The organism is Fimbriimonadia bacterium (genome assembly GCA_039961735.1).
In the GTDB taxonomy this organism is placed as follows: Bacteria; Armatimonadota; Fimbriimonadia; order Fimbriimonadales; family JABRVX01; genus JABRVX01.
On the sequence record JABRVX010000002.1, the window covers coordinates 67,343 to 90,346 of the forward strand.

At 62.7% G+C, this 23,004-nt stretch carries 21 protein-coding genes and 1 pseudogene; 11 read left to right on the forward strand and 11 right to left on the reverse strand.

Annotated features, from left to right (window positions below):
• Nucleotides 1–50: 50 nt before the first annotated feature.
• The 5 genes and pseudogenes from HRF45_00520 to lhgO all read left to right on the forward strand — a co-directional run bounded on the left by HRF45_00520 (nt 51) and on the right by lhgO (nt 4,868).
• Nucleotides 51–1,421: an acetyl-CoA carboxylase biotin carboxylase subunit gene (locus HRF45_00520; GenBank protein MEP0765014.1), complete on the forward strand. Its 1,371-nt coding sequence runs from the start codon at nt 51–53 to the stop codon at nt 1,419–1,421.
• Nucleotides 1,411–1,806, forward strand: a pseudogene (gene nusB, locus HRF45_00525) (transcription antitermination factor NusB). Before HRF45_00520 ends, nusB begins: the two are co-directional and overlap by 11 nt.
• Before the next feature lie 120 nt (nt 1,807–1,926).
• Nucleotides 1,927–2,784 (forward strand): bifunctional 5,10-methylenetetrahydrofolate dehydrogenase/5,10-methenyltetrahydrofolate cyclohydrolase, encoded by an 858-nt coding sequence (locus tag HRF45_00530; GenBank protein ID MEP0765015.1) that lies wholly within the window; start codon nt 1,927–1,929, stop codon nt 2,782–2,784.
• Nucleotides 2,781–3,665: a polyprenyl synthetase family protein gene (locus HRF45_00535; protein MEP0765016.1), complete on the forward strand. Its 885-nt coding sequence runs from the start codon at nt 2,781–2,783 to the stop codon at nt 3,663–3,665. The genes HRF45_00530 and HRF45_00535 overlap by 4 nt, the downstream gene beginning before the upstream one ends.
• A 3-nt stretch (nt 3,666–3,668) precedes the next feature.
• Nucleotides 3,669–4,868 carry an L-2-hydroxyglutarate oxidase gene (gene lhgO, locus HRF45_00540; GenBank protein MEP0765017.1) on the forward strand — a complete coding sequence of 400 codons (1,200 nt, stop codon included), beginning with the start codon at nt 3,669–3,671 and terminating at the stop codon, nt 4,866–4,868.
• Between the two features lie 199 nt (nt 4,869–5,067).
• Here lhgO and HRF45_00545 read toward each other — a convergent pair whose 3' ends face one another.
• The 4 genes from HRF45_00545 to HRF45_00560 are packed head-to-tail and all read right to left on the reverse strand — an operon-like array spanning nt 5,068 to nt 11,285.
• Nucleotides 5,068–7,635, reverse strand: coding sequence for a hypothetical protein (locus tag HRF45_00545; protein ID MEP0765018.1), 2,568 nt, complete (start codon nt 7,633–7,635; stop codon nt 5,068–5,070).
• Nucleotides 7,632–8,726 carry a polysaccharide pyruvyl transferase CsaB gene (csaB, locus tag HRF45_00550; protein MEP0765019.1) on the reverse strand — a complete coding sequence of 365 codons (1,095 nt, stop codon included), beginning with the start codon at nt 8,724–8,726 and terminating at the stop codon, nt 7,632–7,634. The genes HRF45_00545 and csaB overlap by 4 nt, the downstream gene beginning before the upstream one ends.
• Nucleotides 8,678–10,600: a hypothetical protein gene (locus HRF45_00555; protein ID MEP0765020.1), complete on the reverse strand. Its 1,923-nt coding sequence runs from the start codon at nt 10,598–10,600 to the stop codon at nt 8,678–8,680. Before HRF45_00555 ends, csaB begins: the two co-directional genes overlap by 49 nt.
• The gene (locus HRF45_00560; GenBank protein MEP0765021.1) at nt 10,593–11,285 is read right to left on the reverse strand and encodes a rhomboid family intramembrane serine protease; all 693 of its coding nucleotides are present in this window, start codon (nt 11,283–11,285) and stop codon (nt 10,593–10,595) included. Before HRF45_00560 ends, HRF45_00555 begins: the two co-directional genes overlap by 8 nt.
• Nucleotides 11,286–11,354: 69 nt before the next feature.
• Here HRF45_00560 and HRF45_00565 point away from each other — a divergent pair, with 69 nt between their 5' ends.
• The gene (locus HRF45_00565; protein ID MEP0765022.1) at nt 11,355–11,699 is read left to right on the forward strand and encodes a VOC family protein; all 345 of its coding nucleotides are present in this window, start codon (nt 11,355–11,357) and stop codon (nt 11,697–11,699) included.
• A gap of 57 nt (nt 11,700–11,756) precedes the next feature.
• Here the strand turns inward: HRF45_00565 and HRF45_00570 are convergent, their stop codons facing one another.
• The 3 genes from HRF45_00570 to trxB form a co-directional block, all read right to left on the reverse strand.
• Nucleotides 11,757–12,509 (reverse strand): hypothetical protein, encoded by a 753-nt coding sequence (locus HRF45_00570; protein MEP0765023.1) that lies wholly within the window; start codon nt 12,507–12,509, stop codon nt 11,757–11,759.
• A gap of 27 nt (nt 12,510–12,536) precedes the next feature.
• Nucleotides 12,537–12,866, reverse strand: coding sequence for a hypothetical protein (locus HRF45_00575; GenBank protein MEP0765024.1), 330 nt, complete (start codon nt 12,864–12,866; stop codon nt 12,537–12,539).
• A gap of 130 nt (nt 12,867–12,996) precedes the next feature.
• On the reverse strand, nt 12,997–13,926 hold the full coding sequence (gene trxB, locus HRF45_00580; protein MEP0765025.1) for a thioredoxin-disulfide reductase: 930 nt from the start codon (nt 13,924–13,926) through the stop codon (nt 12,997–12,999).
• 285 nt (nt 13,927–14,211) lie between these two features.
• On the opposite strand from trxB, the gene HRF45_00585 reads away from it, so the two are divergent.
• The 5 genes from HRF45_00585 to HRF45_00605 are packed head-to-tail and all read left to right on the forward strand — an operon-like array spanning nt 14,212 to nt 18,161.
• Nucleotides 14,212–15,273, forward strand: coding sequence for an ABC transporter permease (locus HRF45_00585; GenBank protein MEP0765026.1), 1,062 nt, complete (start codon nt 14,212–14,214; stop codon nt 15,271–15,273).
• On the forward strand, nt 15,270–15,941 hold the full coding sequence (locus HRF45_00590; GenBank protein ID MEP0765027.1) for an ATP-binding cassette domain-containing protein: 672 nt from the start codon (nt 15,270–15,272) through the stop codon (nt 15,939–15,941). Before HRF45_00585 ends, HRF45_00590 begins: the two co-directional genes overlap by 4 nt.
• Before the next feature lie 58 nt (nt 15,942–15,999).
• On the forward strand, nt 16,000–16,689 hold the full coding sequence (locus HRF45_00595; protein ID MEP0765028.1) for a sigma-70 family RNA polymerase sigma factor: 690 nt from the start codon (nt 16,000–16,002) through the stop codon (nt 16,687–16,689).
• A complete protein-coding gene (locus tag HRF45_00600) occupies nt 16,686–17,183 on the forward strand; it encodes a hypothetical protein (protein MEP0765029.1) in 498 nt (165 codons plus the stop codon). The genes HRF45_00595 and HRF45_00600 overlap by 4 nt, the downstream gene beginning before the upstream one ends.
• 3 nt (nt 17,184–17,186) lie before the next feature.
• The gene (locus HRF45_00605; protein MEP0765030.1) at nt 17,187–18,161 is read left to right on the forward strand and encodes a hypothetical protein; all 975 of its coding nucleotides are present in this window, start codon (nt 17,187–17,189) and stop codon (nt 18,159–18,161) included.
• A 96-nt stretch (nt 18,162–18,257) separates the two neighbouring features.
• Here the strand turns inward: HRF45_00605 and HRF45_00610 are convergent, their stop codons facing one another.
• The 4 genes from HRF45_00610 to HRF45_00625 all read right to left on the reverse strand — a co-directional run bounded on the left by HRF45_00610 (nt 18,258) and on the right by HRF45_00625 (nt 22,929).
• Nucleotides 18,258–19,076 (reverse strand): PIG-L family deacetylase, encoded by an 819-nt coding sequence (locus HRF45_00610; protein MEP0765031.1) that lies wholly within the window; start codon nt 19,074–19,076, stop codon nt 18,258–18,260.
• 4 nt (nt 19,077–19,080) lie between these two features.
• Nucleotides 19,081–20,211, reverse strand: coding sequence for a methionine adenosyltransferase (locus HRF45_00615; GenBank protein MEP0765032.1), 1,131 nt, complete (start codon nt 20,209–20,211; stop codon nt 19,081–19,083).
• 133 nt (nt 20,212–20,344) lie between these two features.
• Nucleotides 20,345–22,369, reverse strand: a complete 2,025-nt coding sequence (locus tag HRF45_00620; GenBank protein MEP0765033.1) for an S-layer homology domain-containing protein — start codon at nt 22,367–22,369, stop codon at nt 20,345–20,347.
• A gap of 140 nt (nt 22,370–22,509) precedes the next feature.
• Nucleotides 22,510–22,929, reverse strand: a complete 420-nt coding sequence (locus HRF45_00625) for a hypothetical protein (GenBank protein MEP0765034.1) — start codon at nt 22,927–22,929, stop codon at nt 22,510–22,512.
• Nucleotides 22,930–23,004 lie beyond the last annotated feature (75 nt).

A 23,004-nucleotide genomic window follows, 5' to 3' on the forward strand; every position in this document is an offset into this window, starting at 1 on the left:
ACCCAAAAAGGGAGTCAGCGGGTAGCCGCTTAAGGGGAGTTTACCGGCGCATGTTCAAAAAGGTCCTGATCGCCAACCGGGGAGAGATCGCCGTCCGAATCATCCGTGCGTGTCGTGAACTGGGTATCAGCACGGTCGCTGTATATTCCGAAGCGGACCGCGATGCGCTACACGTTCGCTTGGCAGACGAGAGTGTGTGCGTGGGCTCGGGACCGAACGGCGAGAGCTATCTGGTGGACTCTAACGTACTGATGGCCGCGCAGATCACCGGCGCGGACGCTATCCACCCCGGCTACGGCTACTTCGCCGAGAACGCCACCTTCGCCGAGGGCTGTGCGGCGTTGGGCATTACCTTCATTGGGCCGAGCCCGGACACGCTCGAGCGGATGGGTGAAAAAGTGATGGCGCGCAAGATCGCTGCAGAGCAGGGCGTCCCAATCCCGCCGGGCACGTTGGACCCCGTGGCAGACGAAGCCCACGCGCTGCAAGAGGCGCAGCGAATCGGCTTCCCACTGCTGGTCAAGGCTGCTGCAGGCGGAGGTGGGCGCGGCATTCGGCGGGTCGAATCGCTGGACGAACTGGTGACGGCGTTGAGCAACGCGCAGAGCGAGGCGGCCGCGGCATTCGGCAACGGCGACGTGTATCTGGAGCGATGTCTGGTCGAGCCGCGCCATGTCGAAGTGCAGATCATGGGTGACCGCCACGGAAACGTGGTGCATCTGTTCGAGCGTGATTGCTCGGTGCAGAACCTCAGGCATCAGAAGCTGATCGAGGAGGCACCGTGCCCCGCCATTGACGACGAAGTGCGCATTCGTATGGGAGAGGATGCAGTGCGGCTCGCGAAGGCCGTGGACTATGTCGGCGCAGGCACCGTCGAGTTCCTGGTAGATCGAGACCACAACCACTACTTCATCGAGATGAACACGCGCCTGCAAGTGGAGCACCCGGTCACCGAGGAGCTGGTAGGCAGAGACATTGTGCGCAAGCAGATATTAGCAGCGGCAGGCGAACCGCTCGGCTTTGTGCAGAGTGAAGTGCAGCGCAAAGGGCACGTGATCGAGGCTCGCCTGACCGCCCAGGACCCTGACAGGGACTTCAGCCCGAGCTGTGGCACCGTCACCGAGTGGGTGGTGCCCGGAGGTCTCGGGGTCCGCGTGGACACCTTCGGGCACTCCGGGGCCGTCATACCTCCCTACTACGATCCGATGATCGCGAAGGTGATAGTTTGGGATGCTGACCGTCCCCGTGCGATCGTCCGGCTACGGCGAGCGCTGTGCGAGTTCGTCATCGGCGGTATCAAGACGAATCGTGATCTGCTGATCCAGATCGTGGACAGTGACGAGTTCCGCGAGGGCCGATGGTCCACGGAGACGCTGCAGCGGCTGATGCGGGGCGCGGCGGTGTCTGGCAGTGGCCTCTAAGCGAAGGCGCACCGCGCGCGAGGTGGCGCTTCGCGCGCTATACGAGATCGAGATCGGCAAGCAGACGCCCGAGGATGCGGTCCAGCACTGCCTGGGCGACGTCGAGCTGGATGAGGACGCCGAGCAGTTTGCGTACGACTTGGTTCGCGGCGTCTCCTTACACAAGGCCGAGATTGACCGCCGAATCGAGGCGTTGTCACACGAGTGGGCACTGGACAGACAAGCATGCGTGGACCGCAACGTGCTGAGACTGGCCGCCTATGAACTGATGTTCTGTCCTGGAATCCCCACCGCGGCCACGATCAACGAGGCGGTGGAGCTCGTGAAGAAGTACAGTACCAGGGACTCGGGGCGGTTCGTGAACGGCGTGCTGGGCGCGCTTGCAGACGGCCTGGCGAAGACCTCGATAGTCGGTACCTCACAGACCCCGAGCGATCCTAGCACTGGTACCGAAGACGTAATCGGGAGCGCCGATGGGACGCATTCTACGAACGGAGGACAACGAGTGAGCGCAGTCGTGATGGATGGGGCGGCTTTGGCGAAGCAGGAGCTAGAGACCGCCAAGTTGCGCATCGAGCGCCTGCGAGCAGCAGGTATGCAGCCCCGTCTCGATATTGTGTTAGTGGGCGACGACCCGGCTTCTATCACCTATGTCAAGATGAAGAAGAAGCGCGCCGAGTACGTGGGTATTACCGCGGTGCTCCATCACATGCCAGAAGCCGTCACGCAGGAGCAGGTGGAAGACACCGTGCGCTTCCTGAACCAGGACCGCAACGTGCACGGTATCTTGGTCCAGCACCCTCTGCCGAAGCACATCCGTGAACGTCCTGTGTTGGCAGTATTGGACCCTGCCAAGGACGTGGACGGTATCACCCCCTTCTCGCTCGGGGCGTTGGTCAGCAAGACGGATGGGTTCCGGTGTGCCACACCCGCAGGCATCATGCGATTGCTGGAGCACTATGAGGTGCCGCTGCACGGCAAGCACGCGGTGATCTGTGGCCGCAGCTTTATCCTGGGCAGACCGATGGCCCTCATGATGCTAACCGCGAATGCTACCGTCACCATCTGCCACAAGTACAGCACTAACGTGCAGGAGCTGACTCGCCAGGGAGACATCGTGGTATGCGGTACCGGTAAGAGCGAGATGTTCCGCGCCGACTGGTTCAAAGAGGGTGCGACAGTGATAGATGCGGGCTACAGTCGGCCGCCCGGATCGGACCGGGACGTGGGCGACGTGGCTTTCGAGGAAGTGAAGGAGAAGGTGTCGTTCATCACGCCGGTCCCCGGCGGAGTGGGCCCGATGACAGTGGCGATGTTGCTGCAGAACGTCGCCCTCTCCTGCGAACGAAGGCTCCACCAATGACATTCGAAGAGTACGCGTCGCCTAGGATCGTTCTAGTGGAGGAGGGCCTGGATAGGGCTCTCCCACCTGAGACGCTCCGGCCGGAGCAGCTTCACCGAGCAATGCGATACAGCGCCCTGGCGCCGGGCAAGCGGATTCGCCCCCTGCTCTGTATCGCGGCGGCCGAGGCGTGTGGTGGTAGTGCGGACCGAGTGCTTTCGACGGCTTGCGCGCTGGAGTGTATCCATGCCTTCTCGCTGATTCATGACGATCTACCCGCACTGGATGACGACGACCTTCGCCGGGGCCGGCCCACGTGTCACGTGGCGTTCGGTGAAGCGACGGCGATCCTAGCAGGAGATGCACTCTTCGCACTCGCCTTTCAACTGATAGCGGAGAACCGAGCTTGTGCGCCCGATGAGGCGGTGGGCCGGGTGTTAGCATTGCTCGCCGAGGCTAGCGGCACCGCCGGGATGGTGGGTGGGCAGGTAGTAGACCTGGAGGCCGAGACGCACGAGGCTGACGCAGAGACGGTGGAGTACATCTATGAGAGAAAGACCGGCGCGCTGATCCTCGCCTCTGTAGTCAGCGGGGGGATACTCGCTGGCGCAGATGGGGATACGCTGTGCCAGCTCGCGGATTACGGCTCGTTGGTCGGCCGGGCGTTCCAGGCGGCGGATGACGTGCTGAACGTGATCGGCGATGAAGCCACCATCGGAAAGCCGGTCGGCAGCGACGCAGCGCGCCACAAAGCCACCTATGTGGCACTCTACGGCGTGGAGGGCGCGATGGAGAGATCGAGGGAACTAACACGCCAGGCAATCGGCAAGCTCGAGACACTCGGGTGCCGGGCCGACCCTCTGCGCATGTTGGCCGAGTACGTGGTCGAGCGCACCTCGTAGAGCATGAACTGCGACTTCCTTGTCATCGGTGGCGGGGTAGTCGGACTCACGGTATCACGGCAGCTGCGGCACGAGTGGCCGGATGCCACCGTTGTGCTCATCGAGAAGGAGCCCGAGTTCGGCTTGCACGCGAGCGGGAGGAATAGCGGCGTGCTGCACGCTGGGTTCTACTATACTGCCGACTCGCTCAAGGCTCGCTTCACCAGGGAGGGCAACGTCGCGCTCCGTGCCTTCTGTCGGGAGAAGGGTTTGCGGCTGAACGAGTGCGGAAAGCTCGTAGTAGCACGCGATGAGCGCGAGCTTGACGCTTTGGACGAGCTTGCGCGCCGAGGAGACGCGAACAGCGTACCGCTCGAGATGGTGAGCGAAGCAGATGCAAAGCGGATCGAACCTCGCGTGAAGACCTACCGGCGCGCGATTTGGTCGCCCACGACGGCAACCGCTGATCCCCAAGAGGTAACACGCGCACTAGTGCAAGAAGCAGAGCAAACCGGCGTACGAATGATGACCTCGACCGCATTTCTCTCGGCGCGCCTACGTGAGGTGCGCACCTCTGCTGGCATGGTGGGGGCAGGGTATGTGGTGAACTGCGCGGGCTTGCATGCCGATAGGATCGCACACTGCTTCGGCTTCGGCACCCAGTACCGCATCGCTCCCTTCAAGGGTCTGTACCTCTATTCGTCGGAGCCCCCCGGCTCGTTCCGGACGAACATCTACCCGGTACCTGACCTGCGCAATCCCTTCCTCGGCGTGCACTTCACCGTTACCGTGGATGGGCGAGCGAAGATTGGGCCTACTGCTATCCCATGCATCGGACGCGAGCAGTATGGGTGGGTGCGTGGCCTTAGGGCCCGCGACGGCGTAGAGAGTGCCCGAACGATGCTGATGCTGATGCTACGTGCCGGATTCGACTTTCGAGCATTGGCGTGGCAAGAGGTGCGCAAATATTGGCGACCTCACATGGTGCGTCGAGCTGCCAAGCTGGCCGAGGGTGTACACCCGTCGCAGTATCGCACGTGGGGTCGTCCCGGCATCCGCGCGCAGTTAGTGGACATTCGTAGCCGAAAGCTGGTGATGGACTTCTGCCTAGAGGGGGACGACCGCTCGATGCATGTGCTGAACGCCGTGTCGCCCGCCTGGACCTGCGCCATACCTTTCGCAGCACATGTGTGCGACGAGATCGCAGCGCGTGTGGGATGTTGATCCTCGTCGCAACACCAGAACCCGTGCGAACGAAGCTCCTCTCAGTCCATCCGCCCTCGGACGGAGTGCAAGCGATTGCCGGGAAGAGCCTATGCGCGGACAGGCTCGCGCACTTCCAAACGACCGCCATACGGCTACAGGAGAGCACAGTGGTGGTACTGCCCGGCATGCCCGCAGTTCCGATCGTGCAGAAGGCGGCCTAGAATCTGAGTACCAGATCCACGTCCAACGAGCGGGCGTGGTAACTGTACGCCGAGTTCAGATCGTCTAGGTTGCGCAGGTCGCGCACCCGGTAGCTGGCAACCAGCGAGGCGAACCGGGTGATGTCATACTCGTATCCGAGGGCCCACGTCAGCTCGCGACTCGCCAGGTATCCGAAAGTAGAACCGGACCGCGCGTCGAAGAAGGCACGCTGCCGTTTACCGAGGTCATACGTCAATCGCGCGTAGTAGGAGTTCAGGTTCTGATCGTAGGAGGAGCTTCCGAACCCGGAATCCACCAGTCGCGAGCCGGTCAACATCCCCTGGTAGTCCAATGTGAGTGTCCACCTGCGATACGGTCCAGCAGTCAAACCAAGTCCATAGAGGGTGGAGTTCGAACTGCCGATGCCGGAAGTGAACGACACAGTCTGGTTGGTTAGGCTTCCGGTGAGACGCACCCAGTGCGTCGGTGTATACCCGACGCCGATGCTGAACGTCTGAAGGTCGCTGTTACTCATATAGTCGCCGGATGCCATTTGCTTGCTCGCCGTCACGTCCAGAGACAGGGCGTTCCATGGTACGTAGTGAACGTTCAGCGAAACCCCTCGCTGTCGAACCCCCGATGTCGGTGTGCCGTACCCGCTTCCACCACCAGAGAACCCTCCCGTGCCATAGCCATAGTCATAGCCAGACCCATAGCCCGAGTAGTTGTAGTAGCCCGAAGACGCGTCGTTGAAGGAGAGTCGCGCTGTTAGGTTCTCGCCGAAGCGTGCGTTCAGGTCGAGCGAATAGTCCCTCCCATCGGTGTTACCCGACGTGCCCGCCACACGGTTCTGCGCTGCGGATGCAGCCACCGAGAGCCACCTTGCCGCCTCCCACCCCGTGGTCAGTCGCACGGAGTCCACGGTGCTGTTGTCCGCCTGCCCGGATCCCGTCAAACTGAGCCGCGAGGCGCGGACACGGCTCAACTCCAAAGATGTACTAAGTGTTCCGAAGTTGCGGCTGACGCGAAGCGTATCCGCACCATTCGTAGTCTCGCCGGTGGCAGAGCGGAAAGTCGTCTTCGTGTGACTGAATGACACTGCAGGGCCGCTAACGGGTGCGTAGTTCAGGCTGAGCGTCTCGAGCCGATTGTTCGCAGGGCTGTCCGTCACCGTGCCATCCGCATTATAGGTGGGCGAAGAGATTCGCGAGGTGGTGTATCCCGCGCTGGCGCTGAGGCCCTTGCCGAAGTCGTACGACAGGTCGTATTGACTACCACGTTCGTTCCTGCGAAAGCCTGTGCTGGCGATGGCGGAGTAGGTGGCGGGGATGTCCGTGAAGGAAGCCTTGAATCCGAGACTACCTACCTTGTAGCTGAACTGGCCGGTCTGAGCCAGTCCTTCGAGCGATCCACCGCCAGCTGATCGCACCTTGCTGGACGCAACGTTGTACTGCACGGATGCGCCATGGAACGGGGTCCAACGCGCTGCGGCGCCATAGATGCTCTTGTCACCATCCGTCACTGCCGAGCTGGTAGGCTTGGGCGTGTACACTGCTTCTACCAAACTAGTGCTCGGAATGAATCGCGTGAAGTAGAAGCGGAACGGCAGGAACTGATCGAAGTAGTAGTCAATGCCGACCCGCTGAGGGACGCTATCCACGGTCAGGAAGAACGGGTGCGCCCCGTCTATCAGCGGCTCGTACTGAAGGTCGTAGGGTGTCGAAGGATCTCCGTAGCCGTAGAAGCGTTCCGTGCGGGTCGCAAGGCCGGAACCCGCCCTGGTCTTCTGCTCCACGGCAGTCAGCTCCACGTTCAGCGAGCTGAGAATCGGTAGCAGCATCGAGGCGCCCATCACCGAACCGCTTCGATCATTGAAACCGTAGGATTCGTAGGTCGCTTGAACCGTGGAGGTTGGCAGCACGATGTACGAGAAGGTAAGCGTGCCGGTCTGATAGTCCACCGTGTAATCCACGCCGAGGACCTTGTCCACGTCGTCCACGCGCACGCGTAGCGTTCCGTCCACGATGTTCCCACCGGGCAGATAGTATGGTCCGCGGCTGTTCGCACCCGGAAAGGTGATGGTGCGTGGGGTGGCCTTCGTGTCCGATCGGACCAGCTTCAGCTCGTAGCCCTTTCCGAGCTTAAGCGTGCCCACCGCGCCGCGCATCGTTTTGCTGAAGCCGGCAAGAGGGTTCGTGTTGTGCAGCGAGCCCGTGATGTCGCCCAACTTGGCGTCCAGCAGCTTCGACTCGTACACGAAGGTCAAGCGCCGGTCGTGCGGGCTCCCGAACTTGCTGTTGGTCAGCCGACTCTCGAAGTTGATGAATCCCAGTACCTTCTCCCCCCGCACGTACAGGTCCGTCTGATCGGTGAACGACTTGGCGCCGTCGCCGAAGTAGTTCTGCTGGTCGAAGCTCGCTCGGTCGCCGGAGACCTCGTGCAGGTGATAACCGATGCGCTTCGAGCCGGACAACTTGATCGGCTCGAACAGATGCTCCTCCAGCCACGTACGAAGGTCGGCCTTCGCAGCAATCGGAGCCGAGAGAAGGAGCGATATGGGAAGCAGGCGCAGAAACGGTCTCAAGGCAGTTTCGTCGGGACGTTTTCGCCCTTCAGGCTAGGCACGTACCTCTTCAGCAGAGCGATGTTCTCCAGGGCCTTCTCACTCAGTGTCTGACGTTTCTGCAGCAGGTTCGTTTCCAGCGCCGCGTGGTTGCGCTCGTGCTCATCCCAGGCTGCGATCAGTCGGTCGGCAGTCAAGCCCTCGACCGGCACCGACTTGGGAAGGCCGAGCACGCCGGCTAGCGCGGCCACCTTCGGATCGTAGCTGACCAGTAAGGGCGCAATGCCTGCCCTCGCGGCGAACAACGCGCCGTGATACCGCATCGTCACGACGCCTTGCAGCCGTTCCATCCGCGCCATCAGCGCTCCGGGGGCGCGAATGCCCTTCACGATGGTTGGCGAGGGGTGTCCCAGCGCGGTCATCTGCGACGCCATCTTCTCGTCACACTCTTCGAAGGGGATGAGCAGCGGCAGCTTGCCTTGGTTGGAGAGGTGACGGGAGAGACCGCCGAATGCAGCGGCGACTTCGCGGGTGTTTCTCCAGAGGCGCGGCACCAGCCCCACCGCTCCCTGATCGCCGATGCCAAAGGAACCGTCTCCACCTGCCTCCGGCTTGGCCAGCCAGGCCATGTCCGCGGTCAGCCGGACCTCGCATTTGGCTCCGAGCGAAGTTGCCAAGCGCCCAGACTCTTCGTCGCGCACGGCGATTGCGTCTACCTGGCTCAGCGCGCCCCGTACGAATCGCCGCCCCAGCCACGTGCGCACCGGGCCGAAGCCTTGGCCGAGCAGGATCACGCGCCCCGTCAGGCTCTTTCCCAGCGACACCAGCTTCGCGTAGTAGTACACCGACCGGATGCTCGTGACGTCCTGGAAGATGCTGCCGCCGGCAAACACCAGCGCCTCGGCCCCGGAGAGCGACTCGCGAACGGCTGCGAGGTTCATGCGGTGGACGGAGCCTATCGAGAAGGTACGGCGGGTACGCTCGGGGTGACCAGACAAAGCCATGGGGCGGACGGGAAGCCCGGCAATACCTTCGAGGAAACCCGCCAGGATGGCGTCATCTCCTAGGTTGCCGCAGCCGAAGTACCCCGCGATGACCAGCTTAGGTTCCATACACGCCCTATCCAGAGGCCCACCGGAACGGCTACCACGTATGCCGCGATGCCGAGTATACCGCCCAGACCGATGCCCCAGAGTGCCCGCGTCAGCGATACCGAGAGCGGTGTGTGGATGTGGCAGAACGTGTTCAGGACACTGGCCTGGCCCACCGCCCCACAAGCGAAAAGCAACGGAAGGAAACGAGTACGCTGGCAGGCGAGAGCAATCATCGCCGCCACCAGCAGCGGGTGACCGAAGAACACCTCTTTGGTGCGCGGCCTTATCGGTAGGATGCGGTCGAGCAGCGATCGCATCCCCATCTCCGCGCCACTCACCGAAGCCGCCTCGTTGCCGGTGCGGACGACGAGCAGAGCGAGCAACACCATCCCGACAAGCACGAGGCCCAACTGCCACCAGCGCACAGGATAGCCGAAGGTCTGATCGCGATACGCTCGCAGCGTCAGCACGCCGCCGACCGCCAGCACCGGCACGACGTGTGCGAGTTTCACTCCCATGAAGGACGTAGCCTTCATCATGTAGGGCAGCGTGGATAGCATGCCGGCCACGGACAGAGCCGCGAACACGCCCAGCAGGCTCACTGCGAAGAACGCCGCGACCGCGCCCAGGGGTTTCAGACGTGCCGCGGCTTCGTAGGCTACCAGGGTGAGGGCGGTAGGGAACAACAAGGCAACGAGCAGCGCGTGCACGGCATGCTCCGGCCCCACCCCCACGAGGTCAGCTACGATGCCCGGCAGCGGGGCGGCAAGAGCGAGCCACAACGGCCAACGCAGGGTCGCCAGTAGTGCTATCGCGGCCAGAAACGGAGCCACGATTGCCACGGCGGTCCGCATCGGCGAGTCGGGTAACGGTTCCATGGGGCGCGCGGGCTTGACATCCATGCCCACGCGTCGCAACCCCGAAACGATGCGGCGCAGGTAGTCCGCGTTGGAGCGCACCGGGTCTTCTCCCGCAAGGCTGATCATGCGGAAGTAGAGCATCTTGCACCCGCGTTCCCGGGCCGCCCGAACGTAGCGTTCGATGACCGCCTCGGGAGTCATGGCAAACATCTCAGCGGGCAGAACGCTGTGTAGGCGCAAAACCTTGCCGACGCGTGTGGATGGCTCGGCGGGCGCGACCATCTCCTTCAGCAGTTTCGCGTCTCCCGACTGCTTGCCGAACTCGATGTATGCGTAGATAAGGTCTGTCTCGCGAAGCGCAGCGGCGGTTGTGGGGATCATCTCTCTCGCGCCGAGCACCTCGTTACCCAGGAACACCGCTACCTCGCAGCCATTCTGCTTGGCGTCGCGGAGTGTCCACTCGATGCCTCGCTCGGAAGCTCCGGGGTAGTTAGCTACCCTAGCGACGGGCCTTAGCCCCACTCGGCGAACGAGATCTACGGAACTCGGGTCCACGCCCAGCCCTGCCGTGCCGAGCGCGTTCAGGTTATGTGGGAGGCGAACCATCTCGCCACCACCGCGCACTCGAAACTCCTCGGACCCGGAGTAGTTCAGGGTCCAGCCAAACTTTCCCGTCACGGAGGCCTTCAGGCGGTCCATTCCCGAGGGGTCCACCATCCAGTCGGCTGCTGCGGGTCGCGGGAGAGGCTTGTCCGCAGCGGGCGCCCCAACCAGCCTGCCAGAGCGCACCCAGTCGTCCACGGTGTCCTCGTATACCACCACTCCGGTCGCGCCCGCGGTCTTCAGCTCGGTCAACACCTCCTCGATGCTGCGCCCCGTTCCGGCCGCGAGCGCCCGCGCCTCGGGGAACTCGATCAGGATGTCCACCGCCTTGTTCCGCTCTTCGGCGCGGACGCGGCCGAGAACCGGTGGCAGCGCAAGCACGCCGGCCAGCACGGCGCAGGCCGCGCCGATCCACACGGACCTAGTCATCGTCGCTCTCCCACGAGAGTTGGCGATAGCGGGGCAAAAGCCGCCCGCGCCCACCTAGCAATAACACAGTCGCCACGCCAGCGACAAAGCCACCGGCATGTGCCCAAGTTGCCACGCCGGGCTGTTGGTAGCCAGGGAGCACCTGCATCACGAACCACGCACCAAGCAAGACCCAGGCGGGCATCTCGATCACGAACACGAAGAACGCCCAGAAAAGCGTGTCGATCCGTGCGTGTGGGAACAACATCACGTAGCTTCCCAGAACGCCGGCAATCGCGCCGCTCGCCCCCAGCGTAGGAATACCCGAGGTCGGGTCCACGAAGATGTGTAGTGCCGAGGCGGCAACGCCCCACGCTAGGTACAGCAGAATGAAGAACACCGGGCCGAACGTGTCCTCCACGTTGTTGCCGAAGATCCACAGGAACAGCATGTTGCCTAGAAGGTGCGCAATCCCCCCGTGCAGGAACATGCAGGTGAACAGGGTGACGAGGGCATCGGACGACCCGCCGGAGAATGCTCCGAGGACGTCGTGCGGCACCATCGCCATCTCCATAAAAACCATTCGCGGCCCGAAGGGGTTACCGCCGCGGTCCCACAGAAAGACGATGATGTTCAGCGCGATCAACGTCATCGTGATAAGCGGAAAGTGTCTCGGCGGGTTTTCGTCACGGATGGGCAACAACATGGGAGAACCGGGTACAGAATAGCACGCTCGTACGTGGGATGTAAACGTGGGCGGCATGGAGGTGCAACGGTGAGGCGACAGCTGAGCTACGTCGAGGTCCATTCGCAGACACCCGAAAAAACCCTTACCTTCTACGCCGACCTGTTCAACGTGCCTCCGCAAGGCAAGAGCAAGGATGGCGGCGGTATTGAGCTGGGCGACGGCTACCTCGGTGTGATCAGGTCGCCAGCCGATGGCGCGTTGCCCGAGTTCGGCGTGGACGTAGACGACCTGGAGCCCTTCCTGACCCGACTGCGGGCCCGCGGCGTACCGTTCGAGGAACCGAGCGAGATCGAGGCCGGAGGCCGCCGGTTCTTGCAGGTCATCTTCCGCGACCCCGACGGCCGCGAGGTCTCGCTCTTCCAGCCGTTGTAATCGTGCGTGTGCTCCGCTAGACCCGACGCCCCTTCGGCTCGCAGGGCATCGAGAACCCTAGTCCCCCGTGCGTGCGAAGTTGATCAACACGATGTTCAGGTCGAGCAACCCGACCTGACCGTCACCGTCCAAATCCGCCGTCTGGCTGCCCGTCCGCGCAAACTGCAGCAGTGTCTCGTTAAGGTCCATGATGTCCACGGAGTTGTCGTCGGTTACGTCGCCGTTGCGGACCATGGACCAGTCTAAGACGGTGTCCCCCGCGATCAGCACTCCGTACTGTCTCTGCCCGAGCCACCGCCATGGTTTGACCACGACGTCGAACGTGCCGGAGTGGCCCACCTCTACCGTGTACCCGCCGTCGGCCCTGAGCCCGGTCACGTACGTACCCACCAGGCTCGCCCCGTCGTACAGCTTTACCGTCAGGGGAATGCCTGCCTTCTCGCCGACGTAGCCTGGCAGTGTCACCGTGCCGGTCAACACAGGACTCGGCGTCAGCGCCCAGGATGCGATGTTCTCGGCGAGCAGCCGGTCTTCGGGATAGAGCATGAGATAGGTGTCGCTGAACATGTCGTTCTCGCCGATGACGAAAAGGCGACCGGCACCGGTCTCCGCCGTGCGTTCCATCACTGCTGCAGCGATGTTGCCCATCGGGTCATCTATCAGGTGCAGTGCGCTTGGGGGGGTGGTTAGGTATCCGTTCTTGCCGAGAAAAACGGTGGTAAGCCCTTGAGTTATGCGGTGCGGGGCAAGGATGTTGCCGTAGCCGTAGCTGATGGTTCCTGCTAGCGTCAAGCCAAACTGGCTTAGCATACTGTTGTATGCCGCTTGGTTCCCCGGTCACCCACAGTCGGCGGTGACCACCAGAGTACCACCCGACCGCACCCAGGCGACGACTGCCGCTTTCTCCTCTGCCGTCAGGTTCTGCTGAAGAATCTGGCTCGTGTAAAAGACGGAGACCTGAGAGAGAAACTCCGGGGTTAACATGTCGGTCTGATGCCAGACAGCCCCCCTCGCCTCCCAGATCGTTCGAAGCTCGGTCATCGCAGCGCCAGTCTCCACGTTGTAGACCGGGCTCCACAGCCGCGTATCGTCGAAGATGCCCACGTGCACGGTCGCTGAACATGCAACGGCTGCCATGAGCAGACTCGACAGCGTTATCGCTTTCATTCGCCAACTCCCAATTCCTATCGGGCCCAACCGAGTACCGCATCGGGGCTGGTCTTCAGTATAACGCGGTCAAGTCCATGCGTCTAGGTAAAGGGTGCCGAACCCAGCACATCCTTCAGCCCGCAGGGGGCTAGTGCCCCTCGGACTCTAAGAAGCGCTCGGCGTCAATCGCTGCCATGCACCCCGAACCCGCTGCGGTCACGGCCTGCCGGTAGGTGCGATCCACCAGGTCGCCGCAGGCAAACAGCCCCGGTATCTTCGTGCGCGTGGATCGGGGTTCGGTGATGACGTAGCCCAGATCGTCGGTGTCCAGCACGCCTCGTACTAAGTGGCTGTTGGGTTCGTGTCCAATGGCAACGAAAACGCCGTCCACCGGCATCCGTTGCGTCTCGCCCGACTTGGTGTTGCGCAGCGTCACGGCGGTCACCCGTTTCTCAGCAGGGTCGTGGATGTCTTCGATGACCGTGTTCCACAGCATCTCCACCTTGGGGTTGCCGAGCACGCGGTCCTGCATAATCTTGCTGGCCCGCAACGCATCCCGCCGGTGTGCAACGTACACCTTGGAGCAGAAGCGCGTGAGGAAGCCGGCCTCTTCCATCGCGGTGTCCCCGCCGCCCACCACCACGACCGTCTTGTCGCGGAAAAAGAAACCGTCGCAGGTGGCGCAGGCCGACACGCCATGGCCCATCAGCGCCTGCTCCGCAGGAAGGCCGAGCCACTTCGCCGAGGCGCCGGTCGCGAGGATGACCGTCTTGGCCCGATAGGTTTGCCCGGCCGCCTGCACGGTGAAGGGTCGCTCCGACACATCCAGCGCCGTCACCTTCTCGTCCCGCACCGTGGTGCCGAAGCGCTCGGCCTGTTTGCGGAAGAGCTGCATCATCTCCGGCCCGGTGATCCCCTCGGGGAAGCCGGGGTAGTTTTCCACGTCGGTCGTGATCATCAACTGCCCACCCGGCTCGTCACCGGAGAAGAGTAGGGGCTCCAGATTGGCCCTGGACGTGTATAGCGCGGCGGTGTAGCCGGCCGGACCGGAACCGATGATGATAACGTTATGGACCATGAACCTCTCCTCGTTGGGAAGTCACACTGCGGCGAGCAATACGCGCACGGGTCCATACTGTACCTTAGGCGGCGAGATCCGCCGAAGGTCTCACTGTCGGCGACCACGCAGGGCGGCGAGGCGTAGAACGGTGGGGCAGCGAAGCAACTCATGAACACCACTGTAGAAGCGACCACAACCGTAGCAAGGGCTCCCGTCCGGGCACGCTCTCGCCTGCATCCCTTGTCTCCAGTCCTATACCTGTGGCGCAACCCTGCCCAGACGGTCCCCCTCGGAGCGGTCATCGTGATGTCCGTCTTGCTCATCGCAGGCATCGTGGCCATGCTGAACTCCATCCCGCATGCCATCCGAACCGTCTACGGCTACAGCAAGGCCTTCGCCGTCGTGTGGCCCCGGGCAGACCGGAACGACACACAGGAGATCCGGGCGGCTCTGGAGGCCGCTCCGAACCTCGGTCGCCTTTCTACCGTGCGCATCACCATGATGCGGGTGAAGACTATCGTAGGCCAATGGCCGTTCGTCATCTACGGCTTGGAACAGAAGGACGTCGAGCCACTGCTCGAGCGCATGAGACTGCGCCTCACTGAGGGCCGCTTCCCAAAGCCCGGCGCTCCCGAGATCGTGGTGTCGCGGGCCGTAGCCCACAACAAGGGCTACCGGCTGGGCGAAATCGCGCTGCGCCCCGACAACCGCGACGAGTACGCCCCCGAGCCGACGCGAGTCGTCGGCATTCTGGACGGGCCGGAATGGTTCGCCTTTTCCTCTACGGAGTTCATCAAGGCCAACTTCTTCCCCGACACCACGGCGTTCGTCTTAATGGCCGACGAGGCGAGAAACCAGCCGCGTCTGGATGCTTGGGCGCTCAAGCGAATGGAGGGCACCCGCGGTAGGGTCTTTTCTTACGCAGAGCTAAACCGAGAGGCCGAGCGAGACCTAGCCACGCTCTACCTCATTCTGAACATCGTGATTGCAGCGTTAGTGACTGTGCTAGCCTCCATGATGGGGCTGCTCGCGAACATTCACTTCACGCAGCGCATCGTGGAGTTCGGGTTACTTCAGGCTATCGGGCACACCCGGCGGTCCTTGCTGGTGCGCACGATGCTGGAGACGCTACTCGTGGTGATCGGCGCGTGGGTGCTCGGCATCCTCTTCGCTCACATCGGGCTGGACATCGTCAAGCGAACGGTGATGGAGCCGAAGGGCTACCCGATGAGCCCCGCAGGCTGGGAAACCTATCGCTACACCCTCTCCGTGCCGGTCGCCGTCGCCTTATTCGGCCTCGCCACGGTGTGGTGGAGGTTCCGCCGGTTCGACCCGGTCGCCATAGTCGAGAGGAGGCTCGTGTGATTCGGGTAGAGGACGCGAGCCTCGTGTATCAGGACCCCACGGGACCGGTGTACGCCTGCCGCAACATCTCGCTCGAGGTCGGCCCCGGGGAGTTCGTCGGCATCCTGGGGCCGAGCGGCTCCGGGAAGAGCTCACTCCTGTATCTGCTCAGCGGCCTCAAGACCCCCACCTCGGGGCGGGTTACCTATCGCGACGTGGACTTCCGTTCCATGCCGGTGATGGAGCGGGACCGCCTGCGACGCACCGAGTTCGGCATGTTATTTCAGTACCCATACCTGCTCGGGTATCTCACGGCCATGGAGAACGTGCTGCTCGCGAACGGGGGGGCCAAAGCTGCCCAACGCGCCGCCGAGCTGCTGGAGGCGCTCGGGCTGGGGGACAAGATGCACCGCCGCCCGCGCTCGCTCTCGGGCGGCGAGAAGCAGCGAGTCTGCGTCGCCCGCTCTCTCCTGAACCGCCCTCACGTGATCTTCGCGGACGAGCCGACCGCTTCACTGGATCACGCAACCGGGCTTGCGGTAGTACGAACGCTGCAAGAGCAGAGGGGGCAGGGTAGCATCGTGCTCGTGACCCACGACCCGGCGGTCATCGAGGGCGCGAACCGAGTGATCCGGCTCGAAGACGGGCGCATCGTCGAGGTGGAGGAGCGTATTCACGCAGGGGTGTGAGTGGTGGCCACCGAGGCACGCGGGGATCTTTGCGAGGTTAGGGCCCATGAATAGCGGAATGGGTGAACCGCAACGCCCCGGTGGCGTCCATACCGTCGAGAAACCGATGGATGCCGCTATCACGCTACAAGGAGCAAGCTGCTTGACCGATACCGGGCGGGCCGAGTTCGCACCGGACGCCGAGCTGGTGCGACGCTGCCAGGCGAACGACCTCGCCGCGTTCGACCTGATCGTGGCCCGGTACAAAGACCGTATCTACAGCTATGTGCGGCGCATGGTTCCCGAGGACGGCGAGGCCGAGGACGTCGCGCAGGAAGTGTTCGTTCGGGCGTTTCAGGGTATTCGGAGATACGACGGTCGCGCAGGCTTTACGACCTGGCTGTTTCGCATAGCTACCAATCTCTGTGTTGACCGGTCTCGATACAGGAGGCGCAGGCCCCAATCGCTATCGCTGTCGCATCCCCACGGCGACGGGCGCCTGCCTTTGGACCCACCGGATCACAGGTACGACCCCGAGAGGATCGTGCTGCAGGATGAGATGAACGCCGTGGTGGAAAGGGCCATAGGAAAGCTCTCCGACAAGCTGAAGACGGTCCTGCTACTCCACGACACGCAGAACCTATCGTACGAGGAGATTGCGCAGGCAGTGAACGCCCCGTTGGGAACGGTGAAGTCCCGTCTGTTCCTGGCTCGGGAACAGCTGCGAGAGGCGCTTCGGGAGTATATGAAAGGTCCGGCTACGGAATGAACGGCTGCGAGAAGTACCGGGACAAATTGATGGAGTACGTGGACGGCCGGTGCGATTCGGTCGGCGATCACGTGGCTGTGTGCGAGAGCTGTAGGCAAGTAGTGGAGGAGCTTCGCCAGGTGCAGGAGATGCTCGCTGCACTGCCAGCCCATCGAGCTCCGGACAGCCTGGCAGAGGGCGTAAGGACGCGCTTGGCGAGCCGGAAACCTGTCCCATGGGCCCTGGCCGCGTGGCCGAGGCTCGTGCCGGCAGCAGCAGTGGCGGCAGTTGCGATTGCAGCGCTCATCGCCTTGCCGCGCATCAACGCTCACCAGCGGGAGTTGGCACAGGCCCAAGACGCGCTCTACGCCATGAAGGACCTTCACACCCAGGTTCAGCTTGCCTACATGTTGCCGGCCGACTCGCCGGTCGCGGCTCGGCCTACGGCGCCGGTGGGCGGCACGGAAGAATACGACGATCTGTACGACGATCTGTACGACTTCGATGGGCTGTAGAAGATGATGCTGCGAACGTTGCTTGCATACGTTGTACTGTCGCTTTTGGTGGCCCCAGTGGTGGGCCAGGAGCAGTCGCGCGCTTCGGATCTGCTGCGGCGAATGATCCGTGCTGAGATGACCCAGAAGCTGTCTGGCACCCGTGTGGTCATCAACAACCTGGAGGGGCGGAACGAGCGGGTCATCGAGCAGGTGCTGCGCTCCGGCCCGGATACCCGAGTCGAGTTCCCAAAGGGAAGCCCACGGTATGGCGAAGTGATGGTGGAGCGCGGTGCGCGCCGATGGCACTGGGTCCCGAGCGAGAACACCATCTACGTGGGAGAATCGAAGCGGCGAGAGAAGGTGGAGGAGCGCCTTCCGCGCGTTCTGGACGGCATCCGAAGGGGCTCGCTGAAGGTGGAGACCGGAGAGGCCGCGCGGGTAGCAGGGCGCAAGTGCACCGAGCTATTGCTGAAGCGCAAGGACGGGGCGAACGTCTGGCGTCTGTACATAGACGATGCAACCGGTGTGTTGCTGAAGCAGCAGATCATGGACCCATCGAACCCCGATCGCGTGATCGGAGGCTTCGAGTACACCCAGGTGGACTTCGACATCAATCCGTCGCCAGAGGACTTCGTGATCAAGCATCCTGGCGCCAAGATTGTACAGGACGACTTCGTACCGCTAGAGGACGCCCAGAAGCGCGTGCCTTTCCGCATCCTGCGACCGAATCCCACGCCAGCCGGCCTGCGTCTGGCAGGGGCCAAGCCGGTGGAGCTCGGCGGCAAGCCCGGCGTGCACTTGCTATACCACGATGCCCAGGGGATGGACCCGATCTCCGTGTTCCAAGTTCGCGGGACGATACCGAGGGACGCACTGGGCCGTCTGCGCCATCGGGAATTTCGAATGGCCACGCGGCAGGCCGGCGAGGTGTTCCTCGCGGCGATGGGCAAGCTGACGCAGGAGCGATTGCAGAGCTTCATAGACAGCTTCCGGTAGGTCGCGTGAGCCCAACGCATCCACTGGACGCGCACGGCAACGCGAGCCAGGCCTGGCCATGATCCACCGCGGGGGTGTTAGCCCGGTCCGTCCCCTTCAGAGTGGAAGCCGACTGACACGCAGCCCCTCGGCCAACTCGGAACCAAGGAGTCGCGCGTCCGCTTCCGCACGCGAACGCAGCAGCGACCGAATGCGCCTCAGTCGCTCGCCATAGAACTGGCTCGCATGGATCGCCACCAGCCGCATCTTATTCTCCCACACGTCGCCTATGTCCACCGCGTAGTTCGGACTGGAAGTGGAGAAGCGAAGGAGCCACGAACCAATCGGCGTCTGCCGCAGTGCCCGCTCCACGGCCACACCGGTGCGGCGATGGTCTCGGTGTCTTAGCCTCGTCGGGTGCTCTCCGTCGAAGGTCAGAATGTACTCGGGCGTTAGGCGCAGTAACTCGGCGTGGATAGTATCCACCACCTCGTCGGTCACCTTCAGTCGTCCGTCTGGGAACCCGAGGTAGACGACCTCGCTCGCGCCCCACGCGCGGGCAGCGTCCGCTTGCTCGCGCCGGCGCACTCTGCGGTTCGCTTCCGCATCCTCGAACGGGTAATAGCCCTTGTCGCCGTCCGTCACACAGACGAGCGTAATCCAGCAACCCGCTCGCCCCAACTTGGTCAGCAGGCCACCTATGTAGAACTCAGCATCATCAGGATGCGCTGTCACTACCAGGACGCGAGTACCCTTTGAGAAGAGGCGCGACGAATCGGGGTCTAACCGCCCTGCCAGTGGACGCGGCGCTGGGAACACCTCGTACTCCCAAGGCTGCCACCTGTAGAAGGCGAAGAGGCTCACCACTAATACGCCGAGGCCTGTCAGTCCGATCTTGATCCAGCCCCTTCGCCGCCGCCGGGTCGGAGATGTCACGCTGCTACGCGAGGCGGCTGGCTGCCTCGGTGCTCTCCCATGGGAATGCCGGATTGCCGAAGTGCCCGTTCTTCGCCGTTGGTAGGTACTTGTTGGAAAGCAAATCCAGATATTCGATGATGCCACGTGGTGACAGATCGAAGGTTCCCCTGACTCGCTGTGCGATTGTGTCGTCGGACACCTTGCCGGTACCAAAAGTGAGTACGTTGATGGCGACGGGTTGCGCCACTCCGATCGCATACGCCAGGTGCAGTTCGACCCTCTGTGCAAGTCCGGCTGCGACAATACACTTCGCTATGTGGCGAGCCATATAGGAGGCCGAGCGGTCTACCTTCGTGGGGTCCTTTCCGGAGAACGCGCCACCACCTACGGGGCACGCGCCACCATAGGTATCCACTACCACCTTTCGCCCGGTGACGCCCGTATCGGCCTGGGGCCCTCCGATGATGAACTGGCCCGTCGGGTTGATATGATAGGTGATATCTCGATCCACATAGCTCTGGTAGTTCTGCAGGACCGGTTCGATCACGTGCTTGCGCACCACCTGACGCACCTGCTCCTGATCCTCTACTGGTTTGTGCTGAGTGGACACCACGATCGTGTCAATGTACTTCGGCCGGCCATCCTCATAGGCGACGGTGACCTGTGACTTGCCGTCTGGTCGGAATAGCTCGTCGTCCTCTCGTTTCTTGCGCGCCTCGGTCAGCCGGCGTGTTAGTGCATGGGCGATGCTGATGGGTAGAGGCATGAGTTCGGGGGTTTCATCGCAAGCGAGACCGATCATCATGCCCTGATCGCCGGCTCCGCCGATGTCTACACCCATCGCGATGTCCGGCGATTGCTGCTGAATCGCAACCATGACACCGCATGTGTCACCTTCGAAGCCGAGCGAGGTGCTAGTGTAGCCTACGTCGTTGATGGTTCGGCGTACTACGTCGGGTATCTCGACATACGCGGACGTAGTTAGCTCTCCGGCAACGACGGCCACTCCGCGCGATAGCAGTGTCTCCATCGCGCATCGCGCGTTGGCATCCTGTGCCAGGCATTCGTCGAGGATCGCGTCGCTGATCTGGTCTGCCAGCTTGTCCGGATGACCCTCGGTGACCGACTCGGATGTAAAAAGGTGCATCGCCATGGCGTAGTCTACTCCCCACTAATATGCTCGCCCGCGTGGGCGCTAACGGATCACACTTCACTATACCGAAAGCCCGAGGCCCCTGCAAGAGGGGTCTCGGGCGCGATCGAACAGGACAACACGTCGCCCGACGCTAGAACTCGATGGAGAGCTGCGTGACGACCTGTCCGCCCTTAGCCCGGGTGCTCGAGTTGCCAGGGGTGTTGAAGCCCGTTACGTTCTTTCCGTCGTAGTCGCTAAGCTGATACAGGAAGCGGAGGTTGGTTCGGTCCCCCATCCCGTAGTCCAGTCCGAGCGTGTAGTAGTACTCCGTCGGCTTGCCACCTAGGAACGGCCCGCCGAAGCCCACCGCACGGTCCTTCAGGTCCCAGTACACGCCCTCCCAACCGAGCATGATCTTCCAGCGAGGGTTCATTCGGTAGTCCAAGCCAAACTGCACGCGGTTTATCCGGTCATCTGTGCCGAGGCCGACCACGTTACCGGATGTGTCTCGCGCCGTCCCGGTGCCTTGGTAGAACTCGCCCTGCGCGGTTACACCGACCGTCGAGCTGAAGCGATACCGACCACCCAGCGTCAAACCCTTGATGTCGGTCGGGCTATGCCAGAAGCCGATGCGCCCCCATTCTCCTGGAGCGGAGAAGAAGGGCCGAATCTCGCGCCAGCCGACCCCGAAGTCGAAATCGTCACCGGAAGCGAAGCGCACTCCGACATCGTAGGCGAAGTTGTCTTGGTTCAGCCGGCTGCTGCCGTTGTAAAACGCCTGGCTGGCTGAGAAGTCGGCGTTGATGGACAGCGAGTCGGCAAGGCCCATGTGAAGCCCGCCGCCGAATACCGCAACCCTGTTGAACTCGAAGCCCGCGTTACCCAGCCGCGGAGGAGCGACCGTCGGTTCGCCGTCGAAAGCGATGTACGCGAGGTTGAACTTCGACCGACCGAACTTCACGTCGAGGTTGGCCCCCAGTTCGGTATCCACCACCATCAGCCCCTGGTTGATGCCTGCCGGCCGGGTCGCATAGTCGAAGACCGTGCGGTTGTCTCCGACGCGCATCGTGTAGTCGGAAGTGGCCGAGGTATCGCCACGCCCGGACTGCTTGCCGAGGAAGAGCTCTAGCCCTACCGTCTCGAAATCCATTCGGATGGCGGCGCCGTCCATTCCCCATTCCCCATTGTCGTAGCGGGCGATGTCCAGATAGGGGTCCGGGTCGTGCCGCTGCATCACGTAGGGTGACACTCTCTTACCGATGCGCCCCAGCGATACGGTGAGCGGATTGCCTAGCCAGTTCGCGTCGAAGGTTGCGGATAGACGGTTCACGAAGATGTCGGTCCCGGACGACGTCTTCCGGGCTCCCGGGAAGAACTCGCTGAAGCTGTTGCCTTCATATCCGAGGACGCTGCTGAAAATGAGATCGGAATCGAGACGCACGTTTCTGCCGAAGTTGCCTCGGATCTGCACGCCGAGCTCCTGCATGACGTTCAAGTCGCCGGTCAGGCCGCTCGGGCTTCCGTCCGAGCGCGTGCCCACCGGGTTGCCGGTCCAGTCCACTCCCTGTAGGTCGTCTATGCTGTGCTTGCCGATGGCAGCCACGTTGAAGTCACCGCTAATCTGGACCCTGTCCTTGCGGTTCTCGAGGGCGTCCAGCCGAGCACTAAGCGACTTGAGGTCTTGTCGTAGTGCGGCAAGGTCCACTCCCAGCGAGGCTAGTTCCGCCTCGAACTCCTTGGAAAGCCTATTCAGCGCGTTCAGGGCCTCTCGGTCGGCTGTCATCTCGCCCATCTGCGACTTCAGGGCATCCAGTTCGGCTCGTAGCGCGGCAAGCTCTTGGGCCGTCGCAGCGTCGCTGGGGCCCTCGTCGACCTCGAAATCGTCAATCCTAGTCTGAATTGCATCAATCTTCGAAGATAGGTCGCCCGTCAGCGCCATGAAGCGCTTGTAGGCGCCGTGGATGGCAACGGCGAACTCGTAGCGACTGAGGGGGCGTGGCCCGCGGTATGTGCCGTCAGGGTAGCCAACGAGCAGTCCGGCGTCCTTGAGTGTCTCGAGGGCATCGTAAGCCCAGTGGTATTCGGGCACGTCCGGGAAGTTGGCCTGCGCAAACCCGACTGGGGCCGCGAAGGCCAGGAGAGCAATCGCAATCAGAGCGTTCCGCGACAGCTTCATCGGTTCTCCTCCGTGAGACGATCCGACACGCAAGGGTGCCGGGCAGCCGAACCTACTTCCCATTCCATTGTCGGCCCGGGCCCGTGTCGGTCCGTACCCCTCTAGTATACGTCTACACGGGGCCCGAGGTCAATCCGTAGTTACAGCTTGAAGTCGACGATGGCGGAGACGGCAACTCCGTCCACCTTGGCCAGGTTCTTGCCGGGCGTCTTGGTCGAGACCGGAATGAGCGCGCGGAGGCGCACTGCGTTCCCCATGAAGCGCCCTTCGAGTTGAGCCAAGGCCTGCACCTTATCCACGTTGGTCTTGGGTCCCATCACCTGAGCCGCACCGAGATAGCCCCCGTCTCCCACGCTCAGGATGGGGACGACCTTGGTGGTTGACGTGTTCGTGTTCTTGTGACCGGTCAGGTTGTTGATGGCCTTATCGATATCTTTGCCGAATGTGGTTACGGCAAGCGCAATGCCACCCGCCTTTAGGATGGTGTCTATCTGTGCGACAGCGACCGCCGTCACCAGGAACGCTGCTGCTAGGATACCGAGCGCTCTCATTCTCTTCATTGCCTAGTACCTCCCTCTCTCAGAGTACTACGCCGGGTGGCGTGAAAGTGTGGCAGGACAACGGCCCCGGCGCAT

Excerpts from the sequence above, each read along its gene's own strand:
- HRF45_00605 (MEP0765030.1), top strand. The coding sequence starts at position 17,187 with ATGATGCTGCGAACGTTGCTTGCATACGTTGTACTGTCGCTTTTGGTG.
- HRF45_00520 (MEP0765014.1), top strand. The coding sequence starts at position 51 with ATGTTCAAAAAGGTCCTGATCGCCAACCGGGGAGAGATCGCCGTCCGA.
- HRF45_00570 (MEP0765023.1), bottom strand. The coding sequence starts at position 12,509 with ATGCTAAGCCAGTTTGGCTTGACGCTAGCAGGAACCATCAGCTACGGC.
- lhgO (MEP0765017.1), top strand. The coding sequence starts at position 3,669 with ATGAACTGCGACTTCCTTGTCATCGGTGGCGGGGTAGTCGGACTCACG.
- HRF45_00560 (MEP0765021.1), bottom strand. The coding sequence starts at position 11,285 with ATGTTGTTGCCCATCCGTGACGAAAACCCGCCGAGACACTTTCCGCTT.
- HRF45_00555 (MEP0765020.1), bottom strand. The coding sequence starts at position 10,600 with ATGACTAGGTCCGTGTGGATCGGCGCGGCCTGCGCCGTGCTGGCCGGC.
- HRF45_00575 (MEP0765024.1), bottom strand. The coding sequence starts at position 12,866 with ATGAAAGCGATAACGCTGTCGAGTCTGCTCATGGCAGCCGTTGCATGT.
- HRF45_00600 (MEP0765029.1), top strand. The coding sequence starts at position 16,686 with ATGAACGGCTGCGAGAAGTACCGGGACAAATTGATGGAGTACGTGGAC.
- HRF45_00625 (MEP0765034.1), bottom strand. The coding sequence starts at position 22,929 with ATGAAGAGAATGAGAGCGCTCGGTATCCTAGCAGCAGCGTTCCTGGTG.
- trxB (MEP0765025.1), bottom strand. The coding sequence starts at position 13,926 with ATGGTCCATAACGTTATCATCATCGGTTCCGGTCCGGCCGGCTACACC.
- csaB (MEP0765019.1), bottom strand. The coding sequence starts at position 8,726 with ATGGAACCTAAGCTGGTCATCGCGGGGTACTTCGGCTGCGGCAACCTA.
- HRF45_00535 (MEP0765016.1), top strand. The coding sequence starts at position 2,781 with ATGACATTCGAAGAGTACGCGTCGCCTAGGATCGTTCTAGTGGAGGAG.
- HRF45_00595 (MEP0765028.1), top strand. The coding sequence starts at position 16,000 with ATGGGTGAACCGCAACGCCCCGGTGGCGTCCATACCGTCGAGAAACCG.
- HRF45_00620 (MEP0765033.1), bottom strand. The coding sequence starts at position 22,369 with ATGAAGCTGTCGCGGAACGCTCTGATTGCGATTGCTCTCCTGGCCTTC.
- HRF45_00615 (MEP0765032.1), bottom strand. The coding sequence starts at position 20,211 with ATGGCGATGCACCTTTTTACATCCGAGTCGGTCACCGAGGGTCATCCG.